This window comes from Streptomyces niveus, from assembly GCF_001723055.1.
Classification (GTDB): domain Bacteria; phylum Actinomycetota; class Actinomycetes; order Streptomycetales; family Streptomycetaceae; genus Streptomyces; species Streptomyces niveus.
Genome location: NZ_MDCR01000165.1, coordinates 1 through 23,990, shown reverse-complemented (window position 1 = coordinate 23,990; position 23,990 = coordinate 1). Strand labels below are relative to the sequence as shown.

Genomic DNA, 23,990 nt, shown 5'->3' with positions numbered 1-23,990 from the left:
GGCGACCCGGCCCTGTTCGGCACCGGCCGCTTCATCGCGGGCCTCGGCCTCGGCGGGCTGATGCCGCTCTGCCTGGCCATGGTCATGGAGTTCGCCCCGCCCCGCAGGGCCGCCCTGATCACCGGCATCCTGATGACCTCGTACCACGCGGGCGGCNNCACGCGGGCGGCATGGCCGCCACGGGCCTCGGCCTGACCCTGGCCCCGTCGATCGGCTGGCGCTGGGTCTTCTGGGCCGGTGTGCTGCCCGTCGTGATCGCCGTACCGCTGCTGCTCAAACTGCTCCCCGAGTCGCCGGGCGTGCTCTTCGCGCGCGGCGACCTCGCGCGGGCCCACCAGGTCGCCGACCGCTACGGGCTGCCCCGGCCCACCGCCGCCGAGGCCCCCGAGGGCGGCGCCAAGGCCCGCTTCGCCGCAGTGCTCGCGCTGTTCCGCCCCGAGTCGCGCTGGGCGACCCCGCTCCTGTGGCTCGCCTCCTTCTGCGGGCTGCTCCTGGTGTACGGAGTGAGCACCTGGCTGCCACAGATGATGCGCGCGTCCGGCTACGGACTCAGCTCGTCCGTCAGCTTCCTCATGGTCATCAACGCGGGCGGCGTCGTCGGCATGCTCATCGCCGGCCGCACCGCCGACCGGTTCGGCGCGGTCAAGGTGTCGGCGATCTGGTTCGTACTCACCGCGATCGGGGTGCTGCTGCTCAAGTCGCATCTGCCGCTCGGCATCACCTACGTCGTGGTTGCCCTCACCGGGATCTTTCTCTTCAGCGCGCAGGTCATGGTGTACGCCGCCACGAACACCGTCTATCCGGCCGGAGAACGGGCCGCCGGGCTCGGCTGGGTCACCGGAGTCGGCCGTACCGGCGCGGTGCTCGGGCCCTGGCTGGGCGGCGCCTTCGTGGCGAACCAGAACGAGGGCTGGGGATTCACCACCTTCGCCCTGGCCGGTCTGCTCGGCGCGTTCGCCATCGTCCTCGTACCGCTCGCGGCCCGTACGGGACGGCGGTCCCCTCTCCCGGAACCGTCCCCGGCGTAACCCCGCGTGTCAGTGCGGAAGCGGCAACCCCGTGTAGTTCTCGGCCAGTTCGGCCGCCGCGTGCTTCGGCGAGGCGATGCGGTCGAGCTGGGCGAGCTGCAACCGGGTGTCGAAGGCGGACTGCGCGGGGTCGGTGTGCAGGGTCGTCGTCATGAAGTACGAGAAGTGCTCGGCCCGCCAGACCCGGCGCAGACAGGTGTCCGAATAGGCGTCGAGCAGTTCCTCGGAACCGGTCCTGGTGTGCTCGATCAGGGCGCGGGCCAGCACGATGACATCCGCCGCCGCCAGATTGAGACCCTTCGCGCCGGTCGGAGGAACGATATGGGCGGCGTCGCCCGCCAGGAACAGCCGCCCGAAGCGCATGGGTTCGGTGACATGGCTGCGCATCGGCAGGACCGCCGTGGAGAGCACCGGCCCGCGCGCCAGCCGCCCGCCGGGATCGGCGTCGATCGCGAAGCGGGCGTCCAGCTCGTCCCAGATCCGTTCGGCGGGCCAGTCGGCGGTGTCCGTGCCGTTGGGGACCTGGAGATAGAGGCGGCTCACCGAGGGCGAGCGCATGCTGGCGAGAGCGAAGCCGCGTGGCGAGTGGGCGTAGACCAACTCGTCGTGGACCGGGGGTGCTTCGGCGAGGATGCCCAGCCAGGAGTAGGGATAGGCGCGCGTGAAGTCCGTCCGGACCGATGCGGGGACACTCTCGCGCGCCACCCCGTGGAAACCGTCGCACCCGATGACGTACGAGCAGGTCAGCGTCTGTTCGCGGCCCTCGCGCAGATACCGGACCGAGGGCCGCGAGGTGTCCGCGCCGTCGACACCGAGCACCTGCGCGTCGAACAACAGCGGCCCGCCGTCGGCCAGTTGGAGCGCGATCAGATCCTTCACCACCTCCGTCTGCGCGTACACCGTCACTCGTCGGCCGCCGGTGAGCGCGGGGAAGTCGATGCGGTGGGCGCGCCGGCCGAAGCGCAGCTCGATCCCGTCGTGCGGCATTCCCTCGCGGTCCATGCGCTCGCCCGCCCCGGCGGCGCGCAGCGCGTCCACCGTGGCCTGTTCCAGGATCCCGGCCCGCTGGCGTCGCTCGACGTACGCGCGGTCGCGGCGCTCCAGGACGACGCTCGCGACACCCGCGTTGTGCAGCAGCCGGGCGAGCAGCAGCCCGGCGGGTCCACCCCCGACGATGCCGACGGTCGTACGCATCAGGACTCGCCCCCCGTCCCGAAGTCGAGGAACACCGTCTCGCCCGGTCCCTGGAGCCGGATGTCGAACCGGTACGCGCGCGGGCCCTCCGTACGCGCGAGGAGCGTGCCCCGCCGCTCCTCCGGTAGCGCGGACAGCACCGCGTCCCCGGCGGCGCCCCCGTCGACGTACGCCCGCGTGAACAGGTGACGGGTGAGTCCGCGCGCGAAGAGACACACCGACAGATAGGGCAGCGCGGCCGGTGGCGGCAGCGTCCGCACCACCCACTGCCCGTCCGCGTCGGTGGCGACCCGGGCGAATCCCGTGAAGTCGACGCCGTTGCGGCCGAGGAAGCCGCCGGTCACCGGGTCGCGCCGAAGCGATCCGGGCTCCCCGGCGAGCGACCCGTCGGGCGCCGCCTGCCAGGTCTCCACGAGCGCGTCCGGCACGGGCTCGCCCGCACCGTCGTACACGCGTCCGCGCACGGTGATCGCCTCCGGATGCCCCACGGGCGCGACGTCGCCGCCGCCGGGGAAGGGCAGGGCGTATCCGTAGAACGGGCCGATCGTCTGGGAGGGGGTCGGTGCGCGCATCAGTGGTCCTCCTCGGGATCCGGGAGCGTGGCGGCGGGGCCGTCGAGCACGATGTCCCAGCGGTACCCCAACGACCGTTCCGGAGTGGAGAGCCGGTGGTCGTACGCCGCCACCAGACGGGCCCGCGCCGCGGCGTCGGTGACGGACTGGAGTATCGGGTCGTACGGGAAGAGCGGGTCGCCGGGGAAGTACATCTGGGTCACCAGACGCTGCGTGAACGCCGTCCCGAACAGCGAGAAGTGGATGTGCGCGGGCCGCCAGGCGTTGGTGTGGTTGCGCCACGGATAGGCGCCCGGCCTGACCGTGGTGAACGCGTACGCCCCCTGATCATCCGTCAGGCACCGTCCCACGCCCGTGAAATGGGGGTCGAGAGGTGCCGGGTGCTGATCGCGCTGATGCGCGTACCGGCCCGAGGCGTTGGCCTGCCACACCTCCACCAGCTGCCCGCGCACCGGCCGCCCGCCGCGATCCAGCACCCGCCCGGCGACGGTGATCCGTTCGCCGAGCGGCTCGCCCTGGTGCTGCCGGGTCAGATCCGCGTCCAGCGCGGTGATGTCGGTGACCCCGAAGACCGGACCGTGCCACTCGGCGGCCTCCGGGTCGGCGCCGACCCGCAGCAGCGGCTTACGCGGATGACGCAGGGCACTGCTGCGATACGGCGGATAGTCACGCCCGGGATGCGACGGCGGCACGCCTCCGGCCGCCACGGCCCGCGCGGTCGACTCCCGCGCCGCGGCGATCTCCGCGCTGATCTCGTCCTGGGTGGGGGCCACTCGACTCACCTCTCCCGGACCGGGGCGCCGGTCCGCCGTCGTATCTCGTCGGCCGTGACCCCGTCGGCGGTCTCGACCAGGACCAGCCCGCCGGGCGTGATGTCGAGCACCCCGAGATCCGTGATGACGCGCCGCACACACGCCCGCCCGGTGAGCGGCAGCGAGCACCGCTCGACGATCTTCGGCGAACCGTCCTTCGCGGTGTGCTCGGTCAGGACGATCACCCGCCCGGCCCCGTGCACCAGATCCATCGCCCCGCCCATCCCGGTGATCATCCGTCCGGGCACCGACCAGTTGGCGAGATCACCGGCGGCCGACACCTGCATCGCACCGAGGACGGCGACATCGATGTGGCCGCCCCGGATCATCCCGAAGGACAGCGCGGAATCGAAGAACACGGCCCCGGGCAGGACGGTCACCGTCTCCTTGCCCGCGTTGATGAGATCGGGATCGACCTCGTCGTCCGTGGGATAGGGCCCGACCCCGAGCAGTCCGTTCTCCGAATGCAGGACCACATCGGCGTCCTCGGACAGAAAGCCCGGGATCAGGGTGGGCAGACCGATACCGAGATTGACGTACGTCCCCGGAGCCAGCTCGGCTGCCGCGCGGGCCGCCATCTCACCGCGTGACCAGGCCATCAGCCGCGTACCGTCCTGTTCTCTATCCGCTTGTCGGCGGCCTCGGCGGGGCCGAGCGCCACCACGCGCTGTACGAAGACACCGGGCACATGCACGGTGTCCGGATCCAGCTCGCCCGGTTCGACCAGCTCCTCCACCTCGGCGACGGTCACGCGACCGGCCATCGCGGCAAGGGGGTTGAAGTTGCGGGCGGCCCGGTGGAAGACGAGATTGCCGTGCCGGTCGCCGCGAGCGGCCCGTACCAGCGCGAAGTCCGTCGTGATGCCGAACTCGAGGATGTGCTCCCGGCCGTCGAAGAACCGGCTCTCCTTGGCGGGGGACGCCTTCACCACCTCGCCGTCAGGCCCGTACCGCCAGGGCAGCCCCCCGTCGGCGACGAGGGTGCCGACGCCGGCGGGCGTGTAGAAGGCGGGGATTCCGCAGCCACCGGCCCGCAGCCGCTCGGCGAGCGTGCCCTGCGGGACCAGCTCCACCTCGACCTCGCCGCCCAGATAGCGGCGGGCGAACTCCTTGTTCCGGCCGATGTACGACCCGGTGACCCGGGCGATCCGGCCGGCGGCGAGCAGCCTGCCGAGACCTTCGCCGTCCAGCCCGCAGTTGTTCGACACGACGCTCAGACCGCCGGAGCCGAGGCGAAGGAGGGCGTCGATCAGCTCGTTCGGTACGCCGCAGAGCCCGAAGCCGCCGACGGCGAGCGAGGCGCCGTCGGGGATGTCGCCGACCGCGTCGGCGGCGGACTGGCTGACCTTGTCCATGGGGACTCCTTGCCGGGCGCGGTGGGGCTCGGGAAGCGTCCGGCTTTGACTTGTTCGCCAGATGAACTAGAGTTCATTCACTGCTCGACCTGAGTGTGCGGTTCCCCGGCGACGGGTGTCAACGCTTTGCGGGAAGCTTCCAGGTCCCGGACCGCTGCCCCGAGGAGATCCGATGCCCGAAGCGATGCCCGTCGATCTGCCGGACGAGAGATCCGCGGCGCCCGGTCCGCCGCCCGAGGCCGTCGGCCCGCTGATGCGCGGCATCGCCGTGCTGCGCGAGGCCGGCGACGCGGGCGGCCGGGTGCCCCTGAGCGACCTGGTCCGCTCCACCGGCCTGGCCCGCTCCACCGTCGACCGGATCGCGGCCACCTTCGCCCGCATGGGGTACGTCCGGGTGGACGGCCACTGGCTCACCCTCGCGCCGCGTCTGATGGAGCTGGGCAACGCCTATCTCGCGGCCCTGCGGCTGCCCGCCCTGCTCGGACCGCTCGCCGAGCGACTCGCCGACGAACTGGACGAGTCGGTGTCCCTGGCCGTGCCCGACGGCGACGGGATCCGCTTCGTCCACCAGAGCACCCGGCGCCGCACGATGTCCCTCACCTTCCGTATCGGCGACCTGCTCCCCGCCGAACGCACCGCGCCCGGACCGCTGTTCGCCACCGACTGGGACGAGCGGGACTGGGCGCGCTGGCGCGCGCGCCGCGCGGCCGACCTCGAGGGGAGGAGCTTCCCGGCGGCGCCGCCCCGGACCGACGACGTGCCCGACCTCGCAGGCCGCGTCGCCGACGAAGGCGGGCGGGGCGTGGGCGTCGACGACCAGCTGATCGAGCCAGGCCTGGTCGCCGTCGCCGTACCGGTAAGGGCCCCCGACGGCACGATCGCCTGCGCGCTGAGCGCCGTGAGCCACACCAGCCGCCACAGCGCGACGTCCCTGCGAAAGGCCCTGCTGCCGCGCGTACGGAAGGCGGCGGATGACATGGAGCGGGTACTCCGGGAGCCGCCTCCACCGGCTGCCGGCCGCCCTTCGGCGGCGGGCCTCGCCGACTGGACCTCCGCCACGAAGCAGGAACTCGGCGCCGGGTTCGTCGAATCCCTGGCCCGTGGCCTCACCGTCGTGACGGCCTTCGGCGAGGACCGGCCCGAACTCACGCTGAGCGCCGTCGCCGAGGCGACCGGACTCGCCCGTGCCACCGCCCGCCGCGCCCTGATCACCCTGGAGCACCTCGGCCACGTCACCTCGGCCGGGCGTACCTTCCGCCTCACCCCGAGGGTCCTCGCCCTCGGCTACCCCTCGCTCTCCCGCACGACCCTGGCCGAGATCGCCACCCCCCACCTGGCGGCGCTGGTGCAGCGGGTCCACGACTCAGCGTCCCTCGCGGTCCTGGTGGGCGACGACATCCAGTACACGGCGCGCGTGTCCACCACCCGGATCATGAGCGTCAACATCTCCCTCGGCACCAGATTCCCGGCCTACGCCGCCTCGATGGGCCGGGTCCTGCTCGCCGACCGACCGCCCGCGCACCGCCTGCCGGCCACCGAACTGAAACCCCTCACCCCGCGCACGACGACCGACCCGGCCCAACTCGCCGCACTCCTCGACCAGGTGGCCGAGCAGGGCCACGCGCTGGTGGACGAGGAGTTGGAGGAGGGCCTGCGCTCCCTCGCGGTCCCGGTCCGTGACCGCACCGGCCGCGCGGTGGCGGCGCTCAACGTGGCGATGCACAGCAGCCGACGCACGGTCGAGGAGTGCCTGACCGACGTGCTGCCCGAACTCCGCACCACGGCCGCCGCGATCGAGGCGGACCTGCACATCGCGGGCCGCTTCACCCGTATCCCGGCCTAGGGCGTGTCCGNNACGGGGGAGAGCGTGCGTGCCAGACGCCGTGAGCCAGACGGGACTTTACGGACACGCCCTAGGCGGTGTCCTGGTCGGCCAGCCGTTCCCTGGCCTCCGCGAGGTCCGTCTCCGTCGGGGCGTCGTCCTGGGTCAGGCTGCGCCGCCAGTAGCCGGTGAAGTGGACCGAGCGCCTGTCGAGCCCCCGCTCGCCGACCAGATGCCGGCGCAGCGCCCGTACCGCGCCCGCCTCGCCGCCGAGCCAGGCGAACACCGAGCCCGGCGGGAACACCGCCGCCCGCACCGCGTCCACCAGCGGCGGGGCGCCGGCCGCCGACGCGGCGCGGTGCAGCCAGTGCACCGTCAACTCGCCCGCCGAATCGAACCGTTGCTCCTCCGCGGCGTCCCACACCTCCACGTACACCACCGCACGCGCCCCCGCCGGCAGCGCCTCGACGATCGTGCCGATCGCCGGCAGCGCCGACTCGTCACCGGCCAGCAGCATCCAGTCGGCGGTCCCGAGCGGTACGGGCTCCGCGAAGTACGCGGACGGCCCGAACATCCCGAGCACATCGCCGGACCTCGCCGACCGCGCCCACCGGGTCGCGGGTCCGTGCCCCTCCCCCTCGTGCAGGACGAAGTCGATGTCGATCGTGCCCGAGGCCGGGTCGTGCGCCCGGACGGTGTAGCTGCGCGCCCAGGGCCGCTCGTCCTCCGGGATCGCCTGGAACGCCCCGTACCAGCGCATCGGGTCCCCGTCGGCGCCGGGCTCGGGCAGTACGGGGGCGGTCTGCCCCGGCCGGGGGAAGTAGAGCTTCACCTGCTGGTCGGGGCCGTCGTACGTGAAATCGGCCAGGGCCCGGCCGCCGAAGGTGACGCGGACCATGTGCGGCGAGAGCCGCCGTACCGCCGAGACCTCGACGACGCGAACCGGCAAGGAGGCGGCCGCGGGCGTGTCTGTGTGACGTGTCATGCCGTGACGTTCGCAGCCGTCACCGACACGCCACCGACACGCCGCCTACAGCGCCGCCGCCACCGCGTCCACGAAACGCGCGTGCCCCCGGTGACTGCACGGCGCCTCCGGATTCCACGCCACGGTGCGTACCCGCTCCTGAAGGGCGCGCCAGTGGCCGTCGCCGCGCAGCGCGTCCGGCGTGGCCGCGTTCGCCCGTACGTCCCCGAGCACGACGTCCGGATCCAGCGCGAGGGCCTGCGCCCAGTCGGTCGTGCACCAGTTGCCGCCCGCCCCGTGCCCGGGATCGAGCAGATCGACGCCGAGCGCCGACAGCGCCCGCAGGTCGGGCCAGGTGCCGGGCCGCGCCAGATGTACGGAGCCGGGCCCGGCGGCCGACAGGGCGAGCACCCGGGCCGCCGCGGGCCGCGCGGTGAGCGTACGGAGCCGGTCCCGCGCCCACGCCAGGTCCTGTACGTCCGGCTCGCGCGGCGCGCCCAGCGAGCGGGCGAGCGCCGTGAACCGGTCCCTGATCCCCTCCAGCGGCCGGTCCTTGCCCACGTCGATGACGACCACGGGCACCTGCTCCTCCAGATGTTTCGCCGCCTCCGGATCGATGCCGTAGATCTGCCCGCCGCCGTAGCTGACGGCGACCAGCAGGTCCGGTCCGGCGGCGGCGACGGCGTCCGGGTCGACCGAACTTCCCGCGCCGAAATCCCTGGTGGAGCCGAGCGGCAGCCCGCCGGCCTTCGCCGGGTCGGGGGAGTCGCCGTCGTGGTGGGAGCCGAAGACACCCAGGGGACGCAGGCCGTGGTCCCACAGGGTCGCGCCCGCCTGTATGTAGGCCACCACCCGGTCCGGGCGGCGGGGCGCGACGGTGAGATGGCCGCGATCGTCCGTGAACTCCCAGCTGCTGTACGGGGACATGGCGTCGCCTCGTTCCGCTCTCGTGGTGCGGTTTCTGAGTGTGACCCTGCCCGGCGGCCGGCGCCGGAACGTCCAACCGTACGCCGGTCAGGGCTCGATGAGACCGGCCCTGATGGCGTATCGAGTCAACTCCACCCGGTCCTTGAGCCCCAGCTTCTGGAGCAGATTGGCGCGATGGCGCTCGACCGTCTTGGCGCTGATGACCAGCAGGTCGGCGATCTCCTTCGACGAGTGGCCCTCGGCGACGAGCTTGAGGATCTCCTCCTCCCGTACGGTCACGGCCTTCTCCGGGACGCTGTCGCCCTGCCGCACCCGGTCGAGGTAGTTGCGGATGAGCGCGGTGACGGCGCCCGGATAGAGGAACGGCTCGTCGCGCATCGCGGCCCGGCACGCCTCCAACAGGTCCCGGTCCGCGACCGACTTGAGCACATAGCCGCTCGCGCCGCACTTCAGCGCCTCGAAGAAGTACTGCTCGTTGTCGTACATCGTCAGGATCAGGATGCGCGTGTCCGGGAGCAGCCTGGAGAGTTCACGCGCCGCCTGGAGGCCGGTGAGCCTCGGCATCGCGATGTCGAGAATGGCCAGATCGGGGCGGTGTTCGCGGGCCAGCTCGATGGCCTCGGCGCCGTCGCCCGCCTCCGCGACCACCGTCAGGTCCGGCTCGCCGTCGAGGATCAGCCGCACCCCGCGCCGGACGAGGGCGTGGTCGTCGGCGAGGAGGATCCGGGTAGGACCGGACGCGGGAGGGGAGTTGGGGTCGGTCATGGCGGTCAGTGGCTCCCGTTCGTGAGGTGTCCGGCGGCCGGTGCGACGCGTCCGGCGGGGACGTGCAGGCGTACCTCCGTACCACCGCCCGGCACGTCGCCCACCGACACCTCGGCGCCGATCAGCAGCGCGCGCTCGCGCATGCCCCGGATGCCCGCGCCCTCCGGCGCCGTACCGATTCCGCGTCCGTCGTCCCTGACCAGCAGTTCGACCCCGAGCGCTCCGTGGTGCAGCGCCACCCCGACCTGCTGGGCGCGCGCGTGCCGGACGATGTTGGTGAGTCCTTCCTGGGCGACCCGGTAGAGGACCAGCTCGACCTCCTCGTCCAGCGGCGGGAGATCGGTGTCGAAGCTGCGCCTGAGGGCGAGTTCGGTGTGGGTGGTGGTCTCGTTCGTCAGCGCCTTGAGCGCGCTGATCAGCCCCAGCTCCTCCAGCACGCCGGGGCGGAGCCGGCGGGCGATGCGGCGGATCTCGTCCAGGCTGTCCCGGGTGGTCTCCTGCACCTGGAGCAGTTCGTCGCGCAGCGGCTCCGGCACCCGGTCGGCGACGCGCCGCAGTTCGAGCAGTACGGCGGTCAGCGTCTGGCCGATCTCGTCGTGCAACTCCTGGGCGATCCGGCGGCGTTCGGCCTCCTGCGCGGAGAGCGCGAGAGCGCTGCTGGCCGCGCGTTCGGCCTCCAGCCGGTCCAGCATCGTGTTGAACGTCCTGATCAGTTCGGCGATCTCCCCGTGTCCCGAGACGACCGGCCGGGGGCCCGGACGCAGCAGGTCGGTGGTGGTCATCGCACGGGTGAGCCGTTGCAGCGGGCCGAGTCCGACCCGCAGCAGCGCGGCGTTCGCGACCAGCATGGCGGCCAGACCGGCGGCCATGATCATCGCCTCGGTCAGCAGGACCGGCGTGGAGACGGTGACGGGGCCGAGCAGCAGCAGCGCGGTCGCCGCGAACAGCACGGCGGCGTTGAGCAGGAAGATGCGCCAGAACAGGGACACGGAGTACGGCCTCCTCGGGGTGGTCCTCCCACTATCGCCGGTACGCGCCACGACTCCCCGCCACCCCCGGGCGTCCGCATGTCCCGCGACGCCGGATACATGTCCCACACCCCCGGATATGGGTGCCGGCACCGATGGTCGCGGTGGTGCGCGACGGGTGATCGTGGACACAGACGATCCGGCGGGTCCACCCGGTGGGGCCCGCGCCCGGCGGAGTCGGAGAAGGAGGTTCCATGAAGGCCCCCGACGAGGACCGGCTTCTCGACGACCTCGCCGACCGGCTGCGGGACGACGACCCGCGCTTCACCGCCGCCTTCGTGGAAGGCCGCCCCTGCCGCCCCCGTGAGTACCGGCGCGGCGCCGCGTGGCTGACCCTCGCCGTCGGGCTCGCGCTGCTCGGGGCGGGCATCGTGCTGGGACACGGACTTCTGCTGGCGGGCGGCCTCGTGGTGTCCGGCGCGGCCGGGCATCTCTTCGACCCGAACCGGGAGCACATCCGGCGCGGCACTCCGCCGCCCTCCTGACGGAGCTGGCGCTCGAACGCCCCCGTACGGACCTGGCGCCTGAACGCCCTCCGTACACTCGTCAATACCACCGCGAATCACCGCAATCGACCCATTTTCCTTTACGTTAAAATGGTCAACGAGTTGCCGTCGCGCGGTTGAGCGCTGGGCCGCTCATTGCCGATCGGTGGTCGAGGCGGAGGGGCGACTCATGGACGAGCGCACCCGTACCCCCTTAGAACCTGTCTTGTCCCGGCCGGCCGCCGGCGACTGACGGGCCCCCGTCGTGCCGGATGGTGGAGAATTCCCCCGGCCAGGGGCCTCGCGGCCCACCCACCGCCAACGCATGCCCGCATGCCCGCCTGGAGCGACTTCCTATGGAGCACACCGCTCACGTCAGCAAGACCGCCCTGCCCGGGGTCGGTACCCGCTACGACCTCAACACCGACTCCGGCCGTCATATCTCCGTCGTGGTGCACCAGGACGGGCGCCGCATCGTCGCCTTCCACGACGTCGAGGACGACGACGCCTGCAAGGACTCCACCCCGCTCGCCCCGCACGAGGCGACGGCGCTCTCCAAACTCCTGATGCCGGACCCGGTCGGACATCTGCACCAGCACCTGGAGATCGACCTCGTCACGGAACACATCCCGATCACCAAACGCTCCCCCTTCGCGGGACGCACGCTCGGCTCCACCCAGGCCCGTGCCCGCACCGGCGCGTCCATCGTCGCCGTCCTGCGCCGTACCGACGCCGTCCCCTCGCCCACCCCGGACTTCCGCTTCGCACTGGGGGACACGCTCGTCGTCGTCGGCACCAGGGAAGGCGTGGACGCCGTCGCAGAACTGATCACCGGAGGATAATCGCCCGTGCACGACACGACCGCGCTGCTCATCGAACTCGGGGCCGTCATCCTCGGCCTGGGCCTGCTCGGCCGGCTCGCCGGGAGGGTGGGCTTCTCGCCCATCCCGCTCTACCTCCTGGCGGGACTCGCCTTCGGCCACGGCGGCCTGCTCCCCATGGCGGCCAGTGAGGAGTTCATCGCCACGGGCGCCGAGATCGGTGTCATCCTGCTCCTCCTCCTGCTCGGGCTGGAGTACAGCGCCTCCGAACTCGTCACCAACCTCAAGACCCAATACCCCTCCGGCATCGTCGACTTCGTACTGAACGCGACTCCCGGCGCCGTCGCCGCGCTCGTACTCGGCTGGGGCCCGGTCGCCGCCGTCGCGCTCGCCGGCGTCACCTGGATCTCGTCGTCCGGCGTCATCGCCAAGGTGCTCGGCGACCTCGGCAGACTCGGCAACCGCGAGACCCCCGTCATCCTCGGCGTCCTGGTCATCGAAGACCTCGCCATGGCCGTCTATCTGCCGCTGCTCACCGCGCTGTTGGCCGGGCTGAGCCTGGCGGGCGGCAGCCTCACGCTGCTCATCTCGCTCGGCAGCGTGGGTGTCGTGCTGTACGTCGCGCTGCGCCACGGCCGCCTCATCAGCCGCGCGGTCTCCTCCGACAATCCGGAGATGCTGCTCCTGGTCGTCCTCGGACTGACCGTGCTCGTCGCGGGCGTCGCCCAGGAACTCCAAGTCTCCGCCGCCGTCGGCGCGTTCCTCGTCGGCATCGCGCTCTCCGGGGAAGTGGCCGAAGGCGCCCACAACCTGCTCGCGCCGCTGCGTGACCTCTTCGCCGCCGTCTTCTTCGTGTTCTTCGGTCTGAACACCGATCCGGCCGCCATCCCGCCGGTGCTTGTGCCCGCGCTGATCCTGGCCGTCGTCACCGCGCTGACGAAGATCGCCACGGGCTGGTACGCGGCGCGCAGAGCGGGCGTCAAGACGGCGGGCCGCTGGCGGACGGGCGGCACCCTCGTCGCGCGCGGCGAGTTCTCCATCGTCATCGCGGGTCTGGCCGTCGGTGTGGAGCCCCGCATCGGGCCGCTGGCCACCGCGTACGTGCTGATCCTGGTCATCCTCGGGCCGCTGGCGGCCCGTTGGACCGAACCGCTGGCCCGGCGCTTCACCCCGAAGCAGCCGCCGAAGGCGCCGCCGGTCACCGAGAAGTCCGGTGCCGAGGAGTCCGGCGCCGAGGAGTCGGGCACGGGCACGGAGACATCTGTCATGCCAGGGGCGCCCGACACGGCTCCCTCGCACGGCTGAGGTCCGGAACCGCGCCGAAGGGGCGTGGAGCGCGCGTCACGCGCTCCACGCCCCTTCGGGTCCAGCCGACGCGGTACGAGTCGTCAGACCCCGACACCGAAGTCGGCGGCGATGCCGGACAGGCCACTCGCGTAACCCTGGCCGACGGCGCGGAACTTCCACTCGGCGCCGTTGCGGTACAGCTCGCCGAAGACCATCGCGGTCTCGGTCGCCGCGTCCTCGCTGAGGTCGTAGCGCGCGAGCTCGGCGCCGCCGTCCTGGTTCACCACGCGGATGAACGCGTTACGGACCTGGCCGAAGCTGTGGCCGCGGGACTCGGCGTCATGGATGGACACCGGGAAGACGATCTTGGTGATCTCGGCGGGTACGGCCGCCAGGTTCACCTTGACGACCTCGTCGTCACCCTCGCCCTCACCGGTCAGGTTGTCACCGGTGTGCTCGACCGAACCGTCGGGGCTCTTGAGGTTGTTGTAGAACACGAAGTTCTTGTCGGTGCCGACCTTGCCGGCCTCGTTGACCAGCAGGGCGCTGGCGTCCAGGTCGTAGTCGGTACCGGTCGTCGTGCGGACGTCCCACCCGAGACCGACCAGGACGGCTGTCAGGCCCGGCGCCTCCTTGGTGAGCGAGACATTGCCGCCTTTGGACAGGGAAACTCCCACGCTGCTCCTCCTGAGTTGAGCTGGTGACCGTTACAAAAATCTACAACACTGTAGAAGTGTGTGCGGAGCGGCGGAGCTGCCACGCCGGAGCCACGCCGTAGGTGCGCCGGATGGACCCCGACCGCACGCCCGGAACGGAGGGAGACGGTGTGAGAGAACAGATCGGTGGAGACGGCGGCCCGGACGGGCGCCCGCGCCGGCGCGGCCAGGGTGAGCTGGAGGCCCAGGTGCTCGCCGTACTGCGGCAGGCGCCCGGACCGGTCAACGCGGGCTGGGTGCTCGACCGGCTCGGCGGGGACCTCGCGTACACCACGGTCATGACCATCCTGACCAGGCTCCAGGCGAAACGGGCGGTCACCCGTGAGCGGGTGGGCCGGTTCTTCGAATGGTGCGCGACCTCCGACGAGGCGGGGCTCGCGGCCCTGCGGATGCGCCGGGTGCTGGACGCCGAGTCGGACCGCGAGGCCGTACTGGCGCGCTTCGTCACCACCCTCTCGCCGGACGACGAGCAGTTGCTGCGTGACCTCCTCGGTCTGCCCGAGGACGGGGCGGAGGACTGACCGGATGGGAGTGTTCGTCCTGCTGCCGCTGCTGCTGCCCCTGACCGCGCTGCCGATCGCGCGCCTCGCCGAGCGGCATCTCCATCCCCGCGTCGCCACCCGGCTGCTGTCGGCGCTGGCCGCCGTACTCGCGGCGTGCAGCACGGTGTGCCTGGGACTGCTGGTGGTCGTCGGTACGGTGCAGCTGCCCGGCCATCCGCTGCCCGACGCCTGGGCCGACCGGGAGGCCCGTACCACCGCGCCGTACGAGGAGACGGCGGGCAAGGGCGCGGTGATCGCGCTGCTCGCCGTGGCCGTCTCGTGGTCGACGGCCGTGCGCAGACACCGCCGGGTGCGCCGCCAGGCGGAGCTCGCGCTGGCCGGGGTGCCGGGCGGCGAGCTCGCCGTACTGCCGGACGAGGCCGCGTACGCGTACGCGCTGCCGGGCGTACGGAGCCGGGCCTCCCGGGGGCTCCTGGGGTGGGTCCTGTCTCTCATGACGAGCCCGGTCGGCCCGGGGGGCCGGATCGTCGTCTCGACGGCCATGCTCGCGTGTCTGGACGCCGGGGAACGCGCGGCGCTCGTCGCCCACGAACGGGCCCATCTCGCCGGACGCCATCACCGCTATCTGCTCGCTGTCCGCTTCGCGGCGCGGGCCAACCCGTTGCTGATGCCGTTGCGGTCGGCCGTCGCGTACACGGCGGAGCGGTGGGCGGACGAGGAGGCGGCCCGGGTGACGGGCGAGCGGCGGGTGGTGGCGCGCGCCATCGGCAAGGCGGCGCTCGTCTCGCGTGGCACGCCCACTCCGACGCTGGCGGGCTTCGCCGCGCCGGGACCCGTGCCGCGCCGGGTGGCCGCGCTGCTGGCGCCGGCTCCGTCGCCCGTCAGCTGGCCGCCGGTGTTCACCGCGGTGGGGCTGGCGGCCTGGGCCGCCGCGGCCGGGACGCTCGGATCGGCGCTCTCCTCGGCGAACGCGACGCTCACGCTGTTCCTGGTCCTGGAGGCGGGCCCGCTGTGACAGCGTCGGCCGGGCCGCACTGGCGGCCCGGCCGGCGACGACGGGCCTCGCGGGGCTCGTCCTGTGCGTCCTGTCCGTACTAGACGTCGAACTCCTGCGGCTGGAGATCGAGCGCGAAGCACGCCTCGCGTACGACGGCCCGCTCCTGCGCGTCGAAGTTGCCGTCGGCGCCGCCGATGACGATGCCGATCTGGATGACGGCACGCGCCTCGGTCGGCTTCTTCTTCGCCTTGGCGACTTCCTGGAGCACGTTGACCTTGGCGAGCGCCGGGTCGGCGAGGAGCTGGTTCAGGTAGTCGTCGAAGCGCTTCTGCAGATCGGCGGGCGGGAAGTTCCGCAGTACCTCGTTGGTCGTGATCAGCTGCGTGACGCGCTGGCGCTCGGCGTGGTCGATGGAACCGTCGGCCGCCGCGACCAGTGCGCACATCGCCATGCTGGCGTCCCGGAACGAACCGCTCTTGAGGTCGTTCTTCTTCGCCTCCAGCTGGGTCTGCATCGTCTGGGCGGATTCCTTGATGCGATCCCACAGGGCCATGAGTGCTCCGTATGTCTCGGGCTGCCCGTACCGGGGGAAGGGGTGGCACGGACAGTCGCTGTTTCTACAGTGATGTAGAAGTTATCAGGTCTCCCAAGTACCGTCCGTGCTCCCGGCGATGTGCCCCCGGCGCGGCGGTGCGCCCTACGCGCCGTCGGGCCCGGCCGGTGCGGCGCTGATCTCGCGGAGCGCCTCGGTGAGCCAGTCGACCCACAGCCGCTCCAGATCCATCCCGGCGCGCAGCACCAGATGCCGCAGCCGGTCCGCCTCTGTCGGCGCCTCCGTCCGCTCGGGCGTCGTCTCGGCCGCCGTTCCGGGCCTGCCGGAGAAGTCCCGTGCCTCGATGTCCGCGTAGTCGGCCAACTGCCGCTCATGGAGCGCGAGATGGCGGCGCAGCTCGTCGGGCAGTCCGTCGGTGCCGACCACCGCCGCCGCCCGCATCCTCAGCAGCAGCGCGTCCCGGACAGGCTTCGGATCCTCCCTGCCCGACACCCACCCGGTCAGCTCCGCACGACCGGCCGGCAGCACCTCGTACTCCTTCTTGCGCCCCCGGGCCGGCCGCTGCGACGCCAGGGCGCGGATGCATCCCGACCGCTCCAGCCTCCCCAGCTCCCGGTAGATCTGCTGATGCGTCGCCGACCAGAAGTAGCCGATCGAGCGGTCGAAGCGACGGGCGAGTTCCAGACCCGACGAAGGTCTTTCGAGGAGGGCGGTGAGGATGGCGTGGGGGAGGGACATGACCGCATCCTAAAAGTTCGGCTTTCGGTCAACCGCCGCTCAGATGACGGCGGCGAGCCGCGTCCCCTGGTCGATCGCGCGCTTGGCGTCGAGTTCGGCGGCGACGTCCGCGCCGCCGATCAGATGCGCGCGGGCCCCGGCCGCGCGCAGCGCGTCGTACAGCTCGCGCCGTGGCTCCTGACCCGCGCACAGGACGACGGTGTCCACCGGCAGGACGGTGCGGGCGCCGTCGACGGTGAGATGCAGGCCCTCGTCGTCGATACGGTCGTAGACGGCGCCCGCGACGGTGGTGACTCCCCGGTGGCGCAGCTCGGTGCGGTGGATCCACCCGGTGGTTCTGCCAAGTCCCGCGCCGACCTTCCCCGTCTTGCGCTGGATCAGATGGACCGTCCTCGGCGGCTTGGGCCGTACGGGCTCCCGCAGGCCGCCGGGGGAGCGGTAGCCGGTGTCGACCCCCCACTGCCGGAAGTAGGCGTCCGCGTCCAGACTCGCCGACTCGCCGCCGTCGGTGAGGAATTCGGCCACGTCGAAACCGATGCCGCCCGCGCCGATGATCGCCACGCGCTCACCGACGGCGGCGCCGCCGCGCAGGACGTCGAGGTAGCTGACCACGCGGGCGTGGTCGATGCCGGGGATGTCCGGCGTACGCGGGGTGACGCCGGTCGCCACGACGATCTCGTCGTACCCGGCCGCCTCGCCCGCCAACTCGTCCACCGTGACATGGGTGTTGAGCCGTACGTCCACGCCGAGCCGCGCCAGCCGGCCACGGAAGTAGCGCAGCGTCTCGCCGAACTCCTCCTTGCCGGGGATCCTTCTCGCGACGTCGAGCTGCCCGCCGATCTCGGCCGCCGCGTCGAACAGCGTGATGTGGTGCCCGCGTTCGGCGGCGGACACCGCGCACGCGAGACCCGCGGGTCCGGCGCCGACGACGGCTATCCGCTTGGCGCGCCGGGTGGGGGAGAGGACCAGCTCGGTCTCGTGGCAGGCACGCGGATTGACCAGGCAGGAGGTGATCCTGCCGCTGAACGTGTGGTCCAGACATGCCTGGTTGCAGCCGATACAGGTGTTGATCGTGTCGGCCTCCCCGGTCCGCGACTTCGCGACGAAGTCGGGATCGGCGAGGAAGGGACGGGCCAGGGAGACCATGTCGGCGCGCCCGTCGGCCAGCAACTCCTCAGCCACCTCAGGGGTGTTGACGCGGTTGCCGGTGATCAGCGGTACGGAGACCGAGCCCATCAGCGCCTTGGTCACCCAGGTGTACGCGCCGCGCGGCACGGACGCGGCGATCGTCGGGATCCGCGCCTCGTGCCAGCCGATCCCGGTGTTGATCAGTGTCGCGCCCGCCGCCTCGATCTTCCGGGCCAGCGTGACGACCTCGGCGAGCGAGGAGCCGCCCGGCACCAGGTCGAGCATCGACAGCCGGTAGATGAGGATGAAGTCGGGGCCCACGCGCTCCCGGATCCGGCGGACGATCTCCAGCGGGAAGCGGACGCGGTTCTCGTAGTCGCCACCCCACCGGTCCTCGCGCCGATTGGTGCGCGCGGCGATGAACTCGTTGATGAGATAGCCCTCGGAGCCCATGACCTCGACGCCGTCGTAGCCCGCCAGCCGCGCCAGCTCCGCCGCCCGTACGAAGTCCTCGACCGTCTCCTCCACCTCGTCGTCGGTGAGGGCGTGCGGGACATGGGGGCTGATCGGGGCCTGGAGCGCGCTCGGTGCCACCAGGTCCGGGTGGTAGGCGTAGCGCCCGAAGTGCAGGATCTGCATCGCGATCCGGCCGCCGGCGGCGTGCACCGCCGAGGTCACCTGCCGGTGCCCCTCGGCCTCCGCCTCGGTCGTGAGCCGGGCGCCGCCCTCGTACGGCCGCCCCCGGTCGTTGGGCGCGATGCCGCCGGTCACGATCAGACCGACGCCGCCGCGTGCGCGGGCGGCGTAGAAGGCGGCCATCCGGGCGAAGCCGTTCTCGGCCTCTTCGAGGCCGACGTGCATCGAGCCCATCAGCACCCGGTTGGGCAGGGTGACGAAGCCCAGGTCGAGCGGGCTGAAGAGGTTGGGGTACGGGCTCGGGGACGGGCTCATGGGGGGCTCCTCGCGCGGTGGCTACCCACCAGTAGTAACCCCGGCGGGACACTTTGTGCAACCAGGTGCACAAAGTGTGGCCCGTCTCTCTCCACGCTTGACCCGGCTCGGGGCGCGAAGCCGTCGTCAGACCTTGCGGTAGCTGTACGCCTCCACCGCCGCGGCCTCCACCGCGTCCAGATCCGCGCCCGCCGACGCCGAGACCACGGCCGCGACCGCGCCCTCCACGAAGGGCGCGTCCAACAGCCGTGCACCCTCAGGCAGTTCGTCACCTTCGGCCAGCAGCGACTTGACGGTCAGTACGGCGCTGCCGAGATCCACCAGGACGGCGACCCCCGCGCCCCGGTCCACCTCGGCGGCGGCCCCCGCGATCAGCTCGGAGCTGGTGCCGAGCCCGCCGTCCGGAGTGCCGCCGGCGGCGGCGACCGGGGCGGTCGTGCCACCGCCCGCCAGCCCCACGGCCAGTTCGGCGACGGCCTCCGCGACCGCCCGGCTGTGCGACACGAGCACGATGCCGACCGGCGTCTCGGTACTCACGCGCCCGCCGATTCCGCGTCGGCGCTGCCTTCGCCCGCCGTTTCCGCCAGAGCCGCGATCAGGAGGGCCGACGACGTGGCCCCCGGGTCCTGATGTCCGATGCTCCGCTCACCGAGATAACTGGCCCGGCCCTTGCGCGCCTGGAGCGGCACCGTCGCCACCGCGCCCTCCTCGGCAGCGGCGGCGGCAGCGGCGTACGAGGTACCGAGCGCCGCCACCGCCGGCTCCAGCGCGTCGATCATCGTCTTGTCCCCGGCCTTCGCGCCGCCCAGTTGCGCGACGGCGGCGACCCCTTCGCCCAGGGCCTCGGCCAGTCGCGCGGGCGTGACCTCGGCGGAATCGCCGAGCGCCTTGCCCGTACGCCGCAGCAGCGTCCCGTACAGCGGCCCCGAGGCCCCGCCCACGGTCGAGATCAACTGCCGCCCCGCGAGGATCAGTACGGCGCCGGGCGTCTCTGGCGCCGCCTTCTCCAGCTCCGCGGTCACGGCCCGGAAGCCGCGCTGGAGATTGCTGCCGTGGTCGGCGTCGCCGATCGCCGAGTCGAGCTCGGTGAGACGGTCCGCCTCCCGTTCCACGGAGGCAGCCGCCGTGCCGATCCAGCGGCGGAAGAAATCGACGTCGAGCACCGGCTCGGAATCCTGGTCGGACACAAGGTCTCCTCGAAGAGCGTCGGGCGTACGGGTCTGCGGGCCTGCCGGGTCAGCGGCCCCAACGCAGTGCGGGGGTCTGTACCGGCGCGTCCCAGAGCCGCAGCAGATCCTCGTCGACCTGACAGAGCGTCACCGAACACCCGGCCATGTCGAGCGAAGTCACATAGTTCCCGACGAGCGTACGGGCCACCGCGACACCCCGCTCGGCAAGCACCCGCTGCACCTCGGCGTTGAACCCGTACAGCTCCAGCAGCGGCGTCGCGCCCATGCCGTTGACCAGCGCGAGCACCGGACCCGACGGGCGCAGGTCCTCCAGCACCGCGTCGACGGCGAAGTCCGCGATCTCGCGCGCGGTCATCATGGCGCGCCGCTCACGCCCCGGCTCGCCGTGGATCCCGATGCCCAGCTCCAGCTCACCGTCCGGCAGATCGAAGGTCGGGCTGCCCTTGGACGGCGTGGTCACCGCGCTGAGGGCGACACCGAAGCTGCGCGCGCTCTCGTTCACCTGCCGTCCGATCGCCTCGACCCGCTCCAGCGGCGCGCCCTCCTCGGCGGCGGCGCCGGCGATCTTCTCGACGAAGAGCGTGGCACCCGTCCCGCGCCGGCCCGCCGTGAACAGACTGTCCGTCACGGCGACGTCGTCGTTGACCAGCACCTTGGCGACGCGGACGCCCTCGTCCTCGGCCAGCTCGGCCGCCATGTCGAAGTTGAGGACGTCCCCGGTGTAGTTCTTGACGATGAACAGCACCCCCGCCCCGCTGTCGACGGCGGTGGCGGCCCGCACCATCTGATCGGGCACCGGGCTGGTGAAGACCTCACCCGGACAGGCGGCGGAGAGCATCCCGGGCCCGACGAACCCGCCGTGCAGCGGCTCATGCCCGGAACCGCCGCCCGAGACGAGCCCCACCTTTCCCGCGACGGGAGCGTCACGGCGTACGACCACACGGTTGTCCACATCCACGGACAGCTCGGGATGCGCGGCGGCCATCCCACGCAGCGCGTCGGCGACCACGGTCTCCGGGACATTGATCAGCATTCTCAACGGGTCCTCCTCGAATGGTTACCAGCCAGGCTCCTGAGCTGACCTCCTGACGGGTGGTCAGGCTCCGCGTCGGCCTGGTCCTTACCCGCGCCCGGCGGACTCAGTATCGAAGAGGCAGGCGCGATCGTGAAGTCTGGCGCGCTGGGCGTCGGGCGGTCCGTAGGAGATGGTTCCTGTCCTGTGCCCGTTGTCGGTGGTTGGCGGGTGGCGAAGGGCGCGACCACCGCCCGTCCAATCAACTTGATTCCGATGACGCACCACGTGGAGTGCGTGGCGATCCTTGAGCCCCTCGCAAAGCCCTCCTGACCTGGGGTTTTGTGTGTGCGCATTATGTGTGGTGCGGGCGTCCTGACGAGGTGGCAATTACCGACAGGCTGGCAAAGCCGGTTGACGCTGGAGGGCAGAGCTGCCGATCCCGGCTGACCGGATGTCGCGGAAGAGACCAGCCGGCGCGGTGGCCTGCAACGATGAGGGACCTTTGCCTGCTGACCTGCCTCTCCGGGTCGTAGGGCCTCTCCGGGCACCGGGTGAGCGCGCCGTTCTGGCCGCACTGGCCCTCCTCCAGGACGAAGTTGCCGTCCCGGACCGCGATGGGGTTCTTCTGCACGCGGATGACGGAGGCCGGCAGGTTGGGCGTGCGGGGGTAAGGGACGGTGCCGACGCCTGCGTGGTCGGGGTCGGCGAAGTCCCAGACCGACTGAATACCGCCGCGGCGCCGGAATCTCTCCCGTGCGTGCATTCCGCGGGCTGTCTGGGCGCTCAGTTGGGGCTCGTAGCCCAGGACGATGTCGCTGGCGCCGTCGATGAACCGGTGGGGACAGGCATCATCAGTTCGGGAGGGGGCGAAGCTAGACGGAGCCTCGACGGTGACCGTGCTCTAAGGGCTGTCCCGCAATTGATGACCAGGCGCTACGGGGTAGTCCGCGGGCTCGTATGCAAGTGGGGGGCTCAACTGCCGCCCGACTTGATCCATGGCCATTTGACGGTACAGACCACGACGGGCGCGACGAGCATGGCCAGCAGCCACAGGCCCACGCTCGCTGGAGAGTAGATGTAGTAGCGCCACTGCTCTGGCAGGGGCGACGGCGCGAGTAGGAGCGCGATCAGTGCGGCCCATGTGACCAGCACTGCTGCTGCCAGGCGTGCTGCGGCCACCTCTGTCGGCCCCCTCGACTGCTGCTCGTCCTTGGATCGAATGATAGGTCGGCTGAGATGACCTTGGTGTGACTGGTGTGATCACGGCGTCCGAGCCGTCCTGGACAGCTCCGTTCACCGGGCTCAGCTCGCGCACTTTCGGGAAGCCGGTGACGATTCTGCGGCGCGAGGGTGCGGACGCGGTCCGCAGGGGCCGGCCGTGGAGCCTTCCGCTGGAGGACCGGACTCTGCCGGTCGCGGCGTACTGGCGCACGAACCTGACGATGCGGCAGCTCGCCCCGCCGTTCGGGGCGTCCAAGTCGGCCGCGGACCGCATCATCGACCACCTCGGGCCGCTGTTCGCTCTTCAGCCCGGCAAGCGGTTCGCCAAGGACACCGTGCTCATCGTGGACGGCACCCTGGTCCCTACCCGCGCCCACACCAACGCCGAGCGCTCGAAGAACTACCGGTACTCCACCAACCACCAGGTCGTCATGGACGCCGACACCCGCCTGGTCGTCCTGGTCGCCCGGCCTCTCTCTGGGAACCGCAACGACCGCAAGGCGTGGGAGGAATCCGGCGCCAAGGCCGCCGTCGTCAAGACCCTCACGATCGCCGACGGCGGCTACCCAGGCACCGGACTCGCCATCCCACACCGCCACGAGCGCGGCCAGACCGAATAGACCGGCGAGCTGTGCCACAGCCCACCATGCTAGGAGGTCATTTGCGGGACAGCTCTTGGGTTGGCTGGTTGTAGAGAACCAGGAGGCATCGACACCCGGGCCCGGTACCAGGGGTGTCGTCTTGCAGGCGTAGTGCACCCACTCCGCGAAGCGGTAGTAGCAGCATTCCTTCGACGTGTGACCTATGCGTCGACCGGGCGGCATTGGGGTGAGCCACCACCGATACCAACTCCAGCAGTACCCCGACCGCGTTCGCCGAAAGTGCCTCGCCCGTCGGCCGTCGCCGAGCTCATTGACAGCGGGCTGACCCCCTGTCACTGTCTCGTCTGACAGCGGCAGTTCTCGGAGAGAGCCCCCAAGGGGGACCGCTGCTCGCCCCCCACCCCCACCCGCGCCTCCCTCGCAGCTGAGCCACCGCCGATGTGGGAGCGCTCCCAGGAAGGGTCCTGCACTCATGAGAAAGATGATGCGTACGCTCGTCACGTCGGCATTCGCGTGTCTGCTGCTGCCCCTCGGCAGCGGGCAGGCCGACGCCGGAGTCCTGGCCGATCCGATCGGCATGACCAGCGGGTTCTACACGGACCCGAACTCGACTCCGGCCGCTTGGGTCGCGGCGAACCCCGGCGACGGACGGGCCCAGGCGATCCGGGACAACATCGCCTCGCGCCCCATGGCCCGCTGGTTCGGCTCCTGGAGCGGCGACATCGGGGCCGCGGTGGGCTCCTACGTGGGAGCCGCGGACGCCGCCGACAAGCTTCCCGTCCTGATCGCCTACAACATCCCCGGCCGCGACGCCTGTGGCGGCCACTCCGGCGGCGGGGCGGGTTCTCCGGCGGCCTACCGCACCTGGATATCCGCCTTCGCCTCGGCCGTCGCCGGGCGACCGGCGCTGGTGGTGATCGAGCCGGACTCCCTCGGTGATTTCAGCTGTATGTCCCAGCAGCAGATCGATGAGCGCAACGCCATGCTCAGAGACGCCCTGGCGCAGTTCTCCGCGCACGCGCCCAACACGTGGACCTACCTGGATGCCGGAAACCCCGCCTGGATCGACGCGGGCACCATGGCTCGGCATCTCGACGGCGCCGGGGCCCGACAGGCGCACGGCTTCGCGTCGAACATCTCGAACTACTACGGCAACGACCGCAACATCGGCTACGGCAACGCCATCAACTCGGCGCTGTCGGCGTCCTACGGTTACACGAAGCCTTTCGTCATCGACACCAGCCGCAACGGCAACGATTCCAACGGCGAGTGGTGCAACCCCGCCGGCCGCAGGACCGGGGCCGTCAGCCAGACGGG

25 protein-coding genes and 1 pseudogene are annotated in these 23,990 nt (G+C 71.7%); 9 read left to right on the top strand and 17 right to left on the bottom strand.

Annotated elements, in window-relative coordinates:
• Positions 1 to 158: 158 nt before the first annotated feature.
• The coding region (locus tag BHU15_RS20405; RefSeq protein ID WP_255293159.1) for an MFS transporter at positions 159 to 1,028 on the top strand (870 nt) is incomplete at its 5' end.
• Between the two features lie 9 nt (positions 1,029 to 1,037).
• Here the strand turns inward: BHU15_RS20405 and BHU15_RS20400 are convergent.
• Genes BHU15_RS20400 through BHU15_RS20380 form a run of 5 tightly spaced genes read right to left on the bottom strand, consistent with a single transcriptional unit; the run spans position 1,038 to position 4,960 of the window.
• Positions 1,038 to 2,222: a 4-hydroxybenzoate 3-monooxygenase gene (locus tag BHU15_RS20400; RefSeq protein ID WP_069628511.1), complete on the bottom strand. Its 1,185-nt coding sequence runs from the start codon at positions 2,220 to 2,222 to the stop codon at positions 1,038 to 1,040.
• On the bottom strand, positions 2,222 to 2,794 hold the full coding sequence (pcaG, locus tag BHU15_RS20395; protein ID WP_069628510.1) for a protocatechuate 3,4-dioxygenase subunit alpha: 573 nt from the start codon (positions 2,792 to 2,794) through the stop codon (positions 2,222 to 2,224). Before pcaG ends, BHU15_RS20400 begins: the two co-directional genes overlap by 1 nt.
• Positions 2,794 to 3,567 (bottom strand): protocatechuate 3,4-dioxygenase subunit beta, encoded by a 774-nt coding sequence (gene pcaH, locus BHU15_RS20390; protein WP_218028069.1) that lies wholly within the window; start codon positions 3,565 to 3,567, stop codon positions 2,794 to 2,796. Before pcaH ends, pcaG begins: the two co-directional genes overlap by 1 nt.
• A 5-nt stretch (positions 3,568 to 3,572) precedes the next feature.
• Positions 3,573 to 4,205 (bottom strand): 3-oxoacid CoA-transferase subunit B, encoded by a 633-nt coding sequence (locus BHU15_RS20385; RefSeq protein ID WP_069628508.1) that lies wholly within the window; start codon positions 4,203 to 4,205, stop codon positions 3,573 to 3,575.
• Positions 4,205 to 4,960: a CoA transferase subunit A gene (locus BHU15_RS20380; RefSeq protein ID WP_069628507.1), complete on the bottom strand. Its 756-nt coding sequence runs from the start codon at positions 4,958 to 4,960 to the stop codon at positions 4,205 to 4,207. Before BHU15_RS20380 ends, BHU15_RS20385 begins: the two co-directional genes overlap by 1 nt.
• Before the next feature lie 172 nt (positions 4,961 to 5,132).
• Here BHU15_RS20380 and BHU15_RS20375 point away from each other — a divergent pair, with 172 nt between their 5' ends.
• Entirely contained in the window at positions 5,133 to 6,803 is a 1,671-nt protein-coding gene (locus BHU15_RS20375; protein WP_255293158.1) for an IclR family transcriptional regulator domain-containing protein, read from the top strand.
• Positions 6,804 to 6,873: 70 nt separating this feature from the next.
• Here the strand turns inward: BHU15_RS20375 and BHU15_RS20370 are convergent, their stop codons facing one another.
• The 4 genes from BHU15_RS20370 to BHU15_RS20355 all read right to left on the bottom strand — a co-directional run bounded on the left by BHU15_RS20370 (position 6,874) and on the right by BHU15_RS20355 (position 10,427).
• Entirely contained in the window at positions 6,874 to 7,767 is an 894-nt protein-coding gene (locus BHU15_RS20370) for a siderophore-interacting protein (RefSeq protein WP_069628506.1), read from the bottom strand.
• A 45-nt stretch (positions 7,768 to 7,812) separates the two neighbouring features.
• Positions 7,813 to 8,673, bottom strand: a complete 861-nt coding sequence (locus BHU15_RS20365; protein ID WP_069628505.1) for an ABC transporter substrate-binding protein — start codon at positions 8,671 to 8,673, stop codon at positions 7,813 to 7,815.
• A gap of 87 nt (positions 8,674 to 8,760) precedes the next feature.
• On the bottom strand, positions 8,761 to 9,438 hold the full coding sequence (locus BHU15_RS20360) for a response regulator (protein WP_069628504.1): 678 nt from the start codon (positions 9,436 to 9,438) through the stop codon (positions 8,761 to 8,763).
• A gap of 5 nt (positions 9,439 to 9,443) precedes the next feature.
• On the bottom strand, positions 9,444 to 10,427 hold the full coding sequence (locus BHU15_RS20355; protein WP_023543532.1) for a HAMP domain-containing sensor histidine kinase: 984 nt from the start codon (positions 10,425 to 10,427) through the stop codon (positions 9,444 to 9,446).
• Positions 10,428 to 10,660: 233 nt separating this feature from the next.
• Between BHU15_RS20355 and BHU15_RS20350 the strand changes: the two genes are divergently transcribed.
• The 3 genes from BHU15_RS20350 to BHU15_RS20340 all read left to right on the top strand — a co-directional run bounded on the left by BHU15_RS20350 (position 10,661) and on the right by BHU15_RS20340 (position 13,077).
• Positions 10,661 to 10,951 (top strand): DUF3040 domain-containing protein, encoded by a 291-nt coding sequence (locus tag BHU15_RS20350; protein WP_069628503.1) that lies wholly within the window; start codon positions 10,661 to 10,663, stop codon positions 10,949 to 10,951.
• A gap of 356 nt (positions 10,952 to 11,307) precedes the next feature.
• A complete protein-coding gene (locus tag BHU15_RS20345) occupies positions 11,308 to 11,793 on the top strand; it encodes a cation:proton antiporter regulatory subunit (protein ID WP_069628502.1) in 486 nt (161 codons plus the stop codon).
• Between the two features lie 6 nt (positions 11,794 to 11,799).
• Positions 11,800 to 13,077 carry a cation:proton antiporter gene (locus tag BHU15_RS20340; RefSeq protein ID WP_079128264.1) on the top strand — a complete coding sequence of 426 codons (1,278 nt, stop codon included), beginning with the start codon at positions 11,800 to 11,802 and terminating at the stop codon, positions 13,075 to 13,077.
• An 83-nt stretch (positions 13,078 to 13,160) separates the two neighbouring features.
• Here BHU15_RS20340 and BHU15_RS20335 read toward each other — a convergent pair whose 3' ends face one another.
• The gene (locus BHU15_RS20335; protein ID WP_023543536.1) at positions 13,161 to 13,736 is read right to left on the bottom strand and encodes a TerD family protein; all 576 of its coding nucleotides are present in this window, start codon (positions 13,734 to 13,736) and stop codon (positions 13,161 to 13,163) included.
• Positions 13,737 to 13,885: 149 nt separating this feature from the next.
• On the opposite strand from BHU15_RS20335, the gene BHU15_RS20330 reads away from it, so the two are divergent.
• The gene (locus BHU15_RS20330) at positions 13,886 to 14,296 is read left to right on the top strand and encodes a BlaI/MecI/CopY family transcriptional regulator (RefSeq protein ID WP_255293157.1); all 411 of its coding nucleotides are present in this window, start codon (positions 13,886 to 13,888) and stop codon (positions 14,294 to 14,296) included.
• Positions 14,297 to 14,300: 4 nt separating this feature from the next.
• Positions 14,301 to 15,293, top strand: a complete 993-nt coding sequence (locus BHU15_RS20325) for a M56 family metallopeptidase (protein ID WP_069628501.1) — start codon at positions 14,301 to 14,303, stop codon at positions 15,291 to 15,293.
• A gap of 79 nt (positions 15,294 to 15,372) precedes the next feature.
• On the opposite strand, the gene BHU15_RS20320 is transcribed toward BHU15_RS20325, so the two are convergent.
• The 7 genes from BHU15_RS20320 to BHU15_RS20285 form a co-directional block, all read right to left on the bottom strand.
• Positions 15,373 to 15,828, bottom strand: a complete 456-nt coding sequence (locus BHU15_RS20320) for a tellurite resistance TerB family protein (protein WP_023543539.1) — start codon at positions 15,826 to 15,828, stop codon at positions 15,373 to 15,375.
• A 144-nt stretch (positions 15,829 to 15,972) separates the two neighbouring features.
• Complete coding sequence (locus tag BHU15_RS20315; protein WP_069628500.1) at positions 15,973 to 16,566, bottom strand: PadR family transcriptional regulator; 594 nt, start codon at positions 16,564 to 16,566, stop codon at positions 15,973 to 15,975.
• Positions 16,567 to 16,605: 39 nt separating this feature from the next.
• Positions 16,606 to 18,645, bottom strand: a complete 2,040-nt coding sequence (locus BHU15_RS20310; protein WP_069628499.1) for an NADPH-dependent 2,4-dienoyl-CoA reductase — start codon at positions 18,643 to 18,645, stop codon at positions 16,606 to 16,608.
• Positions 18,646 to 18,771: 126 nt separating this feature from the next.
• On the bottom strand, positions 18,772 to 19,182 hold the full coding sequence (locus BHU15_RS20305) for a PTS-dependent dihydroxyacetone kinase phosphotransferase subunit DhaM (RefSeq protein WP_069628498.1): 411 nt from the start codon (positions 19,180 to 19,182) through the stop codon (positions 18,772 to 18,774).
• Complete coding sequence (dhaL, locus tag BHU15_RS20300; protein ID WP_069628515.1) at positions 19,179 to 19,808, bottom strand: dihydroxyacetone kinase subunit DhaL; 630 nt, start codon at positions 19,806 to 19,808, stop codon at positions 19,179 to 19,181. The genes BHU15_RS20305 and dhaL overlap by 4 nt, the downstream gene beginning before the upstream one ends.
• A gap of 73 nt (positions 19,809 to 19,881) precedes the next feature.
• Positions 19,882 to 20,874, bottom strand: a complete 993-nt coding sequence (dhaK, locus tag BHU15_RS20295) for a dihydroxyacetone kinase subunit DhaK (RefSeq protein WP_069628497.1) — start codon at positions 20,872 to 20,874, stop codon at positions 19,882 to 19,884.
• Positions 20,875 to 21,822: 948 nt separating this feature from the next.
• Entirely contained in the window at positions 21,823 to 22,029 is a 207-nt protein-coding gene (locus tag BHU15_RS20285; RefSeq protein WP_107422885.1) for a hypothetical protein, read from the bottom strand.
• Positions 22,030 to 22,097: 68 nt separating this feature from the next.
• Here BHU15_RS20285 and BHU15_RS20280 point away from each other — a divergent pair.
• Positions 22,098 to 22,688, top strand: a pseudogene (locus tag BHU15_RS20280) (transposase); the annotation flags it as partial.
• A gap of 457 nt (positions 22,689 to 23,145) precedes the next feature.
• A partial coding sequence (locus BHU15_RS20275; protein ID WP_069628513.1) for a glycoside hydrolase family 6 protein occupies positions 23,146 to 23,990 on the top strand: 845 nt, incomplete at its 3' end.

Coding starts and splice junctions, on each gene's coding strand:
- BHU15_RS20400 (WP_069628511.1), bottom strand. CDS start 2,222: ATGCGTACGACCGTCGGCATCGTCGGGGGTGGACCCGCCGGGCTGCTG.
- pcaG (WP_069628510.1), bottom strand. CDS start 2,794: ATGCGCGCACCGACCCCCTCCCAGACGATCGGCCCGTTCTACGGATAC.
- BHU15_RS20385 (WP_069628508.1), bottom strand. CDS start 4,205: ATGGCCTGGTCACGCGGTGAGATGGCGGCCCGCGCGGCAGCCGAGCTG.
- BHU15_RS20380 (WP_069628507.1), bottom strand. CDS start 4,960: ATGGACAAGGTCAGCCAGTCCGCCGCCGACGCGGTCGGCGACATCCCC.
- BHU15_RS20375 (WP_255293158.1), top strand. CDS start 5,133: ATGCCCGAAGCGATGCCCGTCGATCTGCCGGACGAGAGATCCGCGGCG.
- BHU15_RS20370 (WP_069628506.1), bottom strand. CDS start 7,767: ATGACACGTCACACAGACACGCCCGCGGCCGCCTCCTTGCCGGTTCGC.
- BHU15_RS20365 (WP_069628505.1), bottom strand. CDS start 8,673: ATGTCCCCGTACAGCAGCTGGGAGTTCACGGACGATCGCGGCCATCTC.
- BHU15_RS20360 (WP_069628504.1), bottom strand. CDS start 9,438: ATGACCGACCCCAACTCCCCTCCCGCGTCCGGTCCTACCCGGATCCTC.
- BHU15_RS20350 (WP_069628503.1), top strand. CDS start 10,661: ATGAAGGCCCCCGACGAGGACCGGCTTCTCGACGACCTCGCCGACCGG.
- BHU15_RS20345 (WP_069628502.1), top strand. CDS start 11,308: ATGGAGCACACCGCTCACGTCAGCAAGACCGCCCTGCCCGGGGTCGGT.
- BHU15_RS20325 (WP_069628501.1), top strand. CDS start 14,301: ATGGGAGTGTTCGTCCTGCTGCCGCTGCTGCTGCCCCTGACCGCGCTG.
- BHU15_RS20320 (WP_023543539.1), bottom strand. CDS start 15,828: ATGGCCCTGTGGGATCGCATCAAGGAATCCGCCCAGACGATGCAGACC.
- BHU15_RS20315 (WP_069628500.1), bottom strand. CDS start 16,566: ATGTCCCTCCCCCACGCCATCCTCACCGCCCTCCTCGAAAGACCTTCG.
- BHU15_RS20310 (WP_069628499.1), bottom strand. CDS start 18,645: ATGAGCCCGTCCCCGAGCCCGTACCCCAACCTCTTCAGCCCGCTCGAC.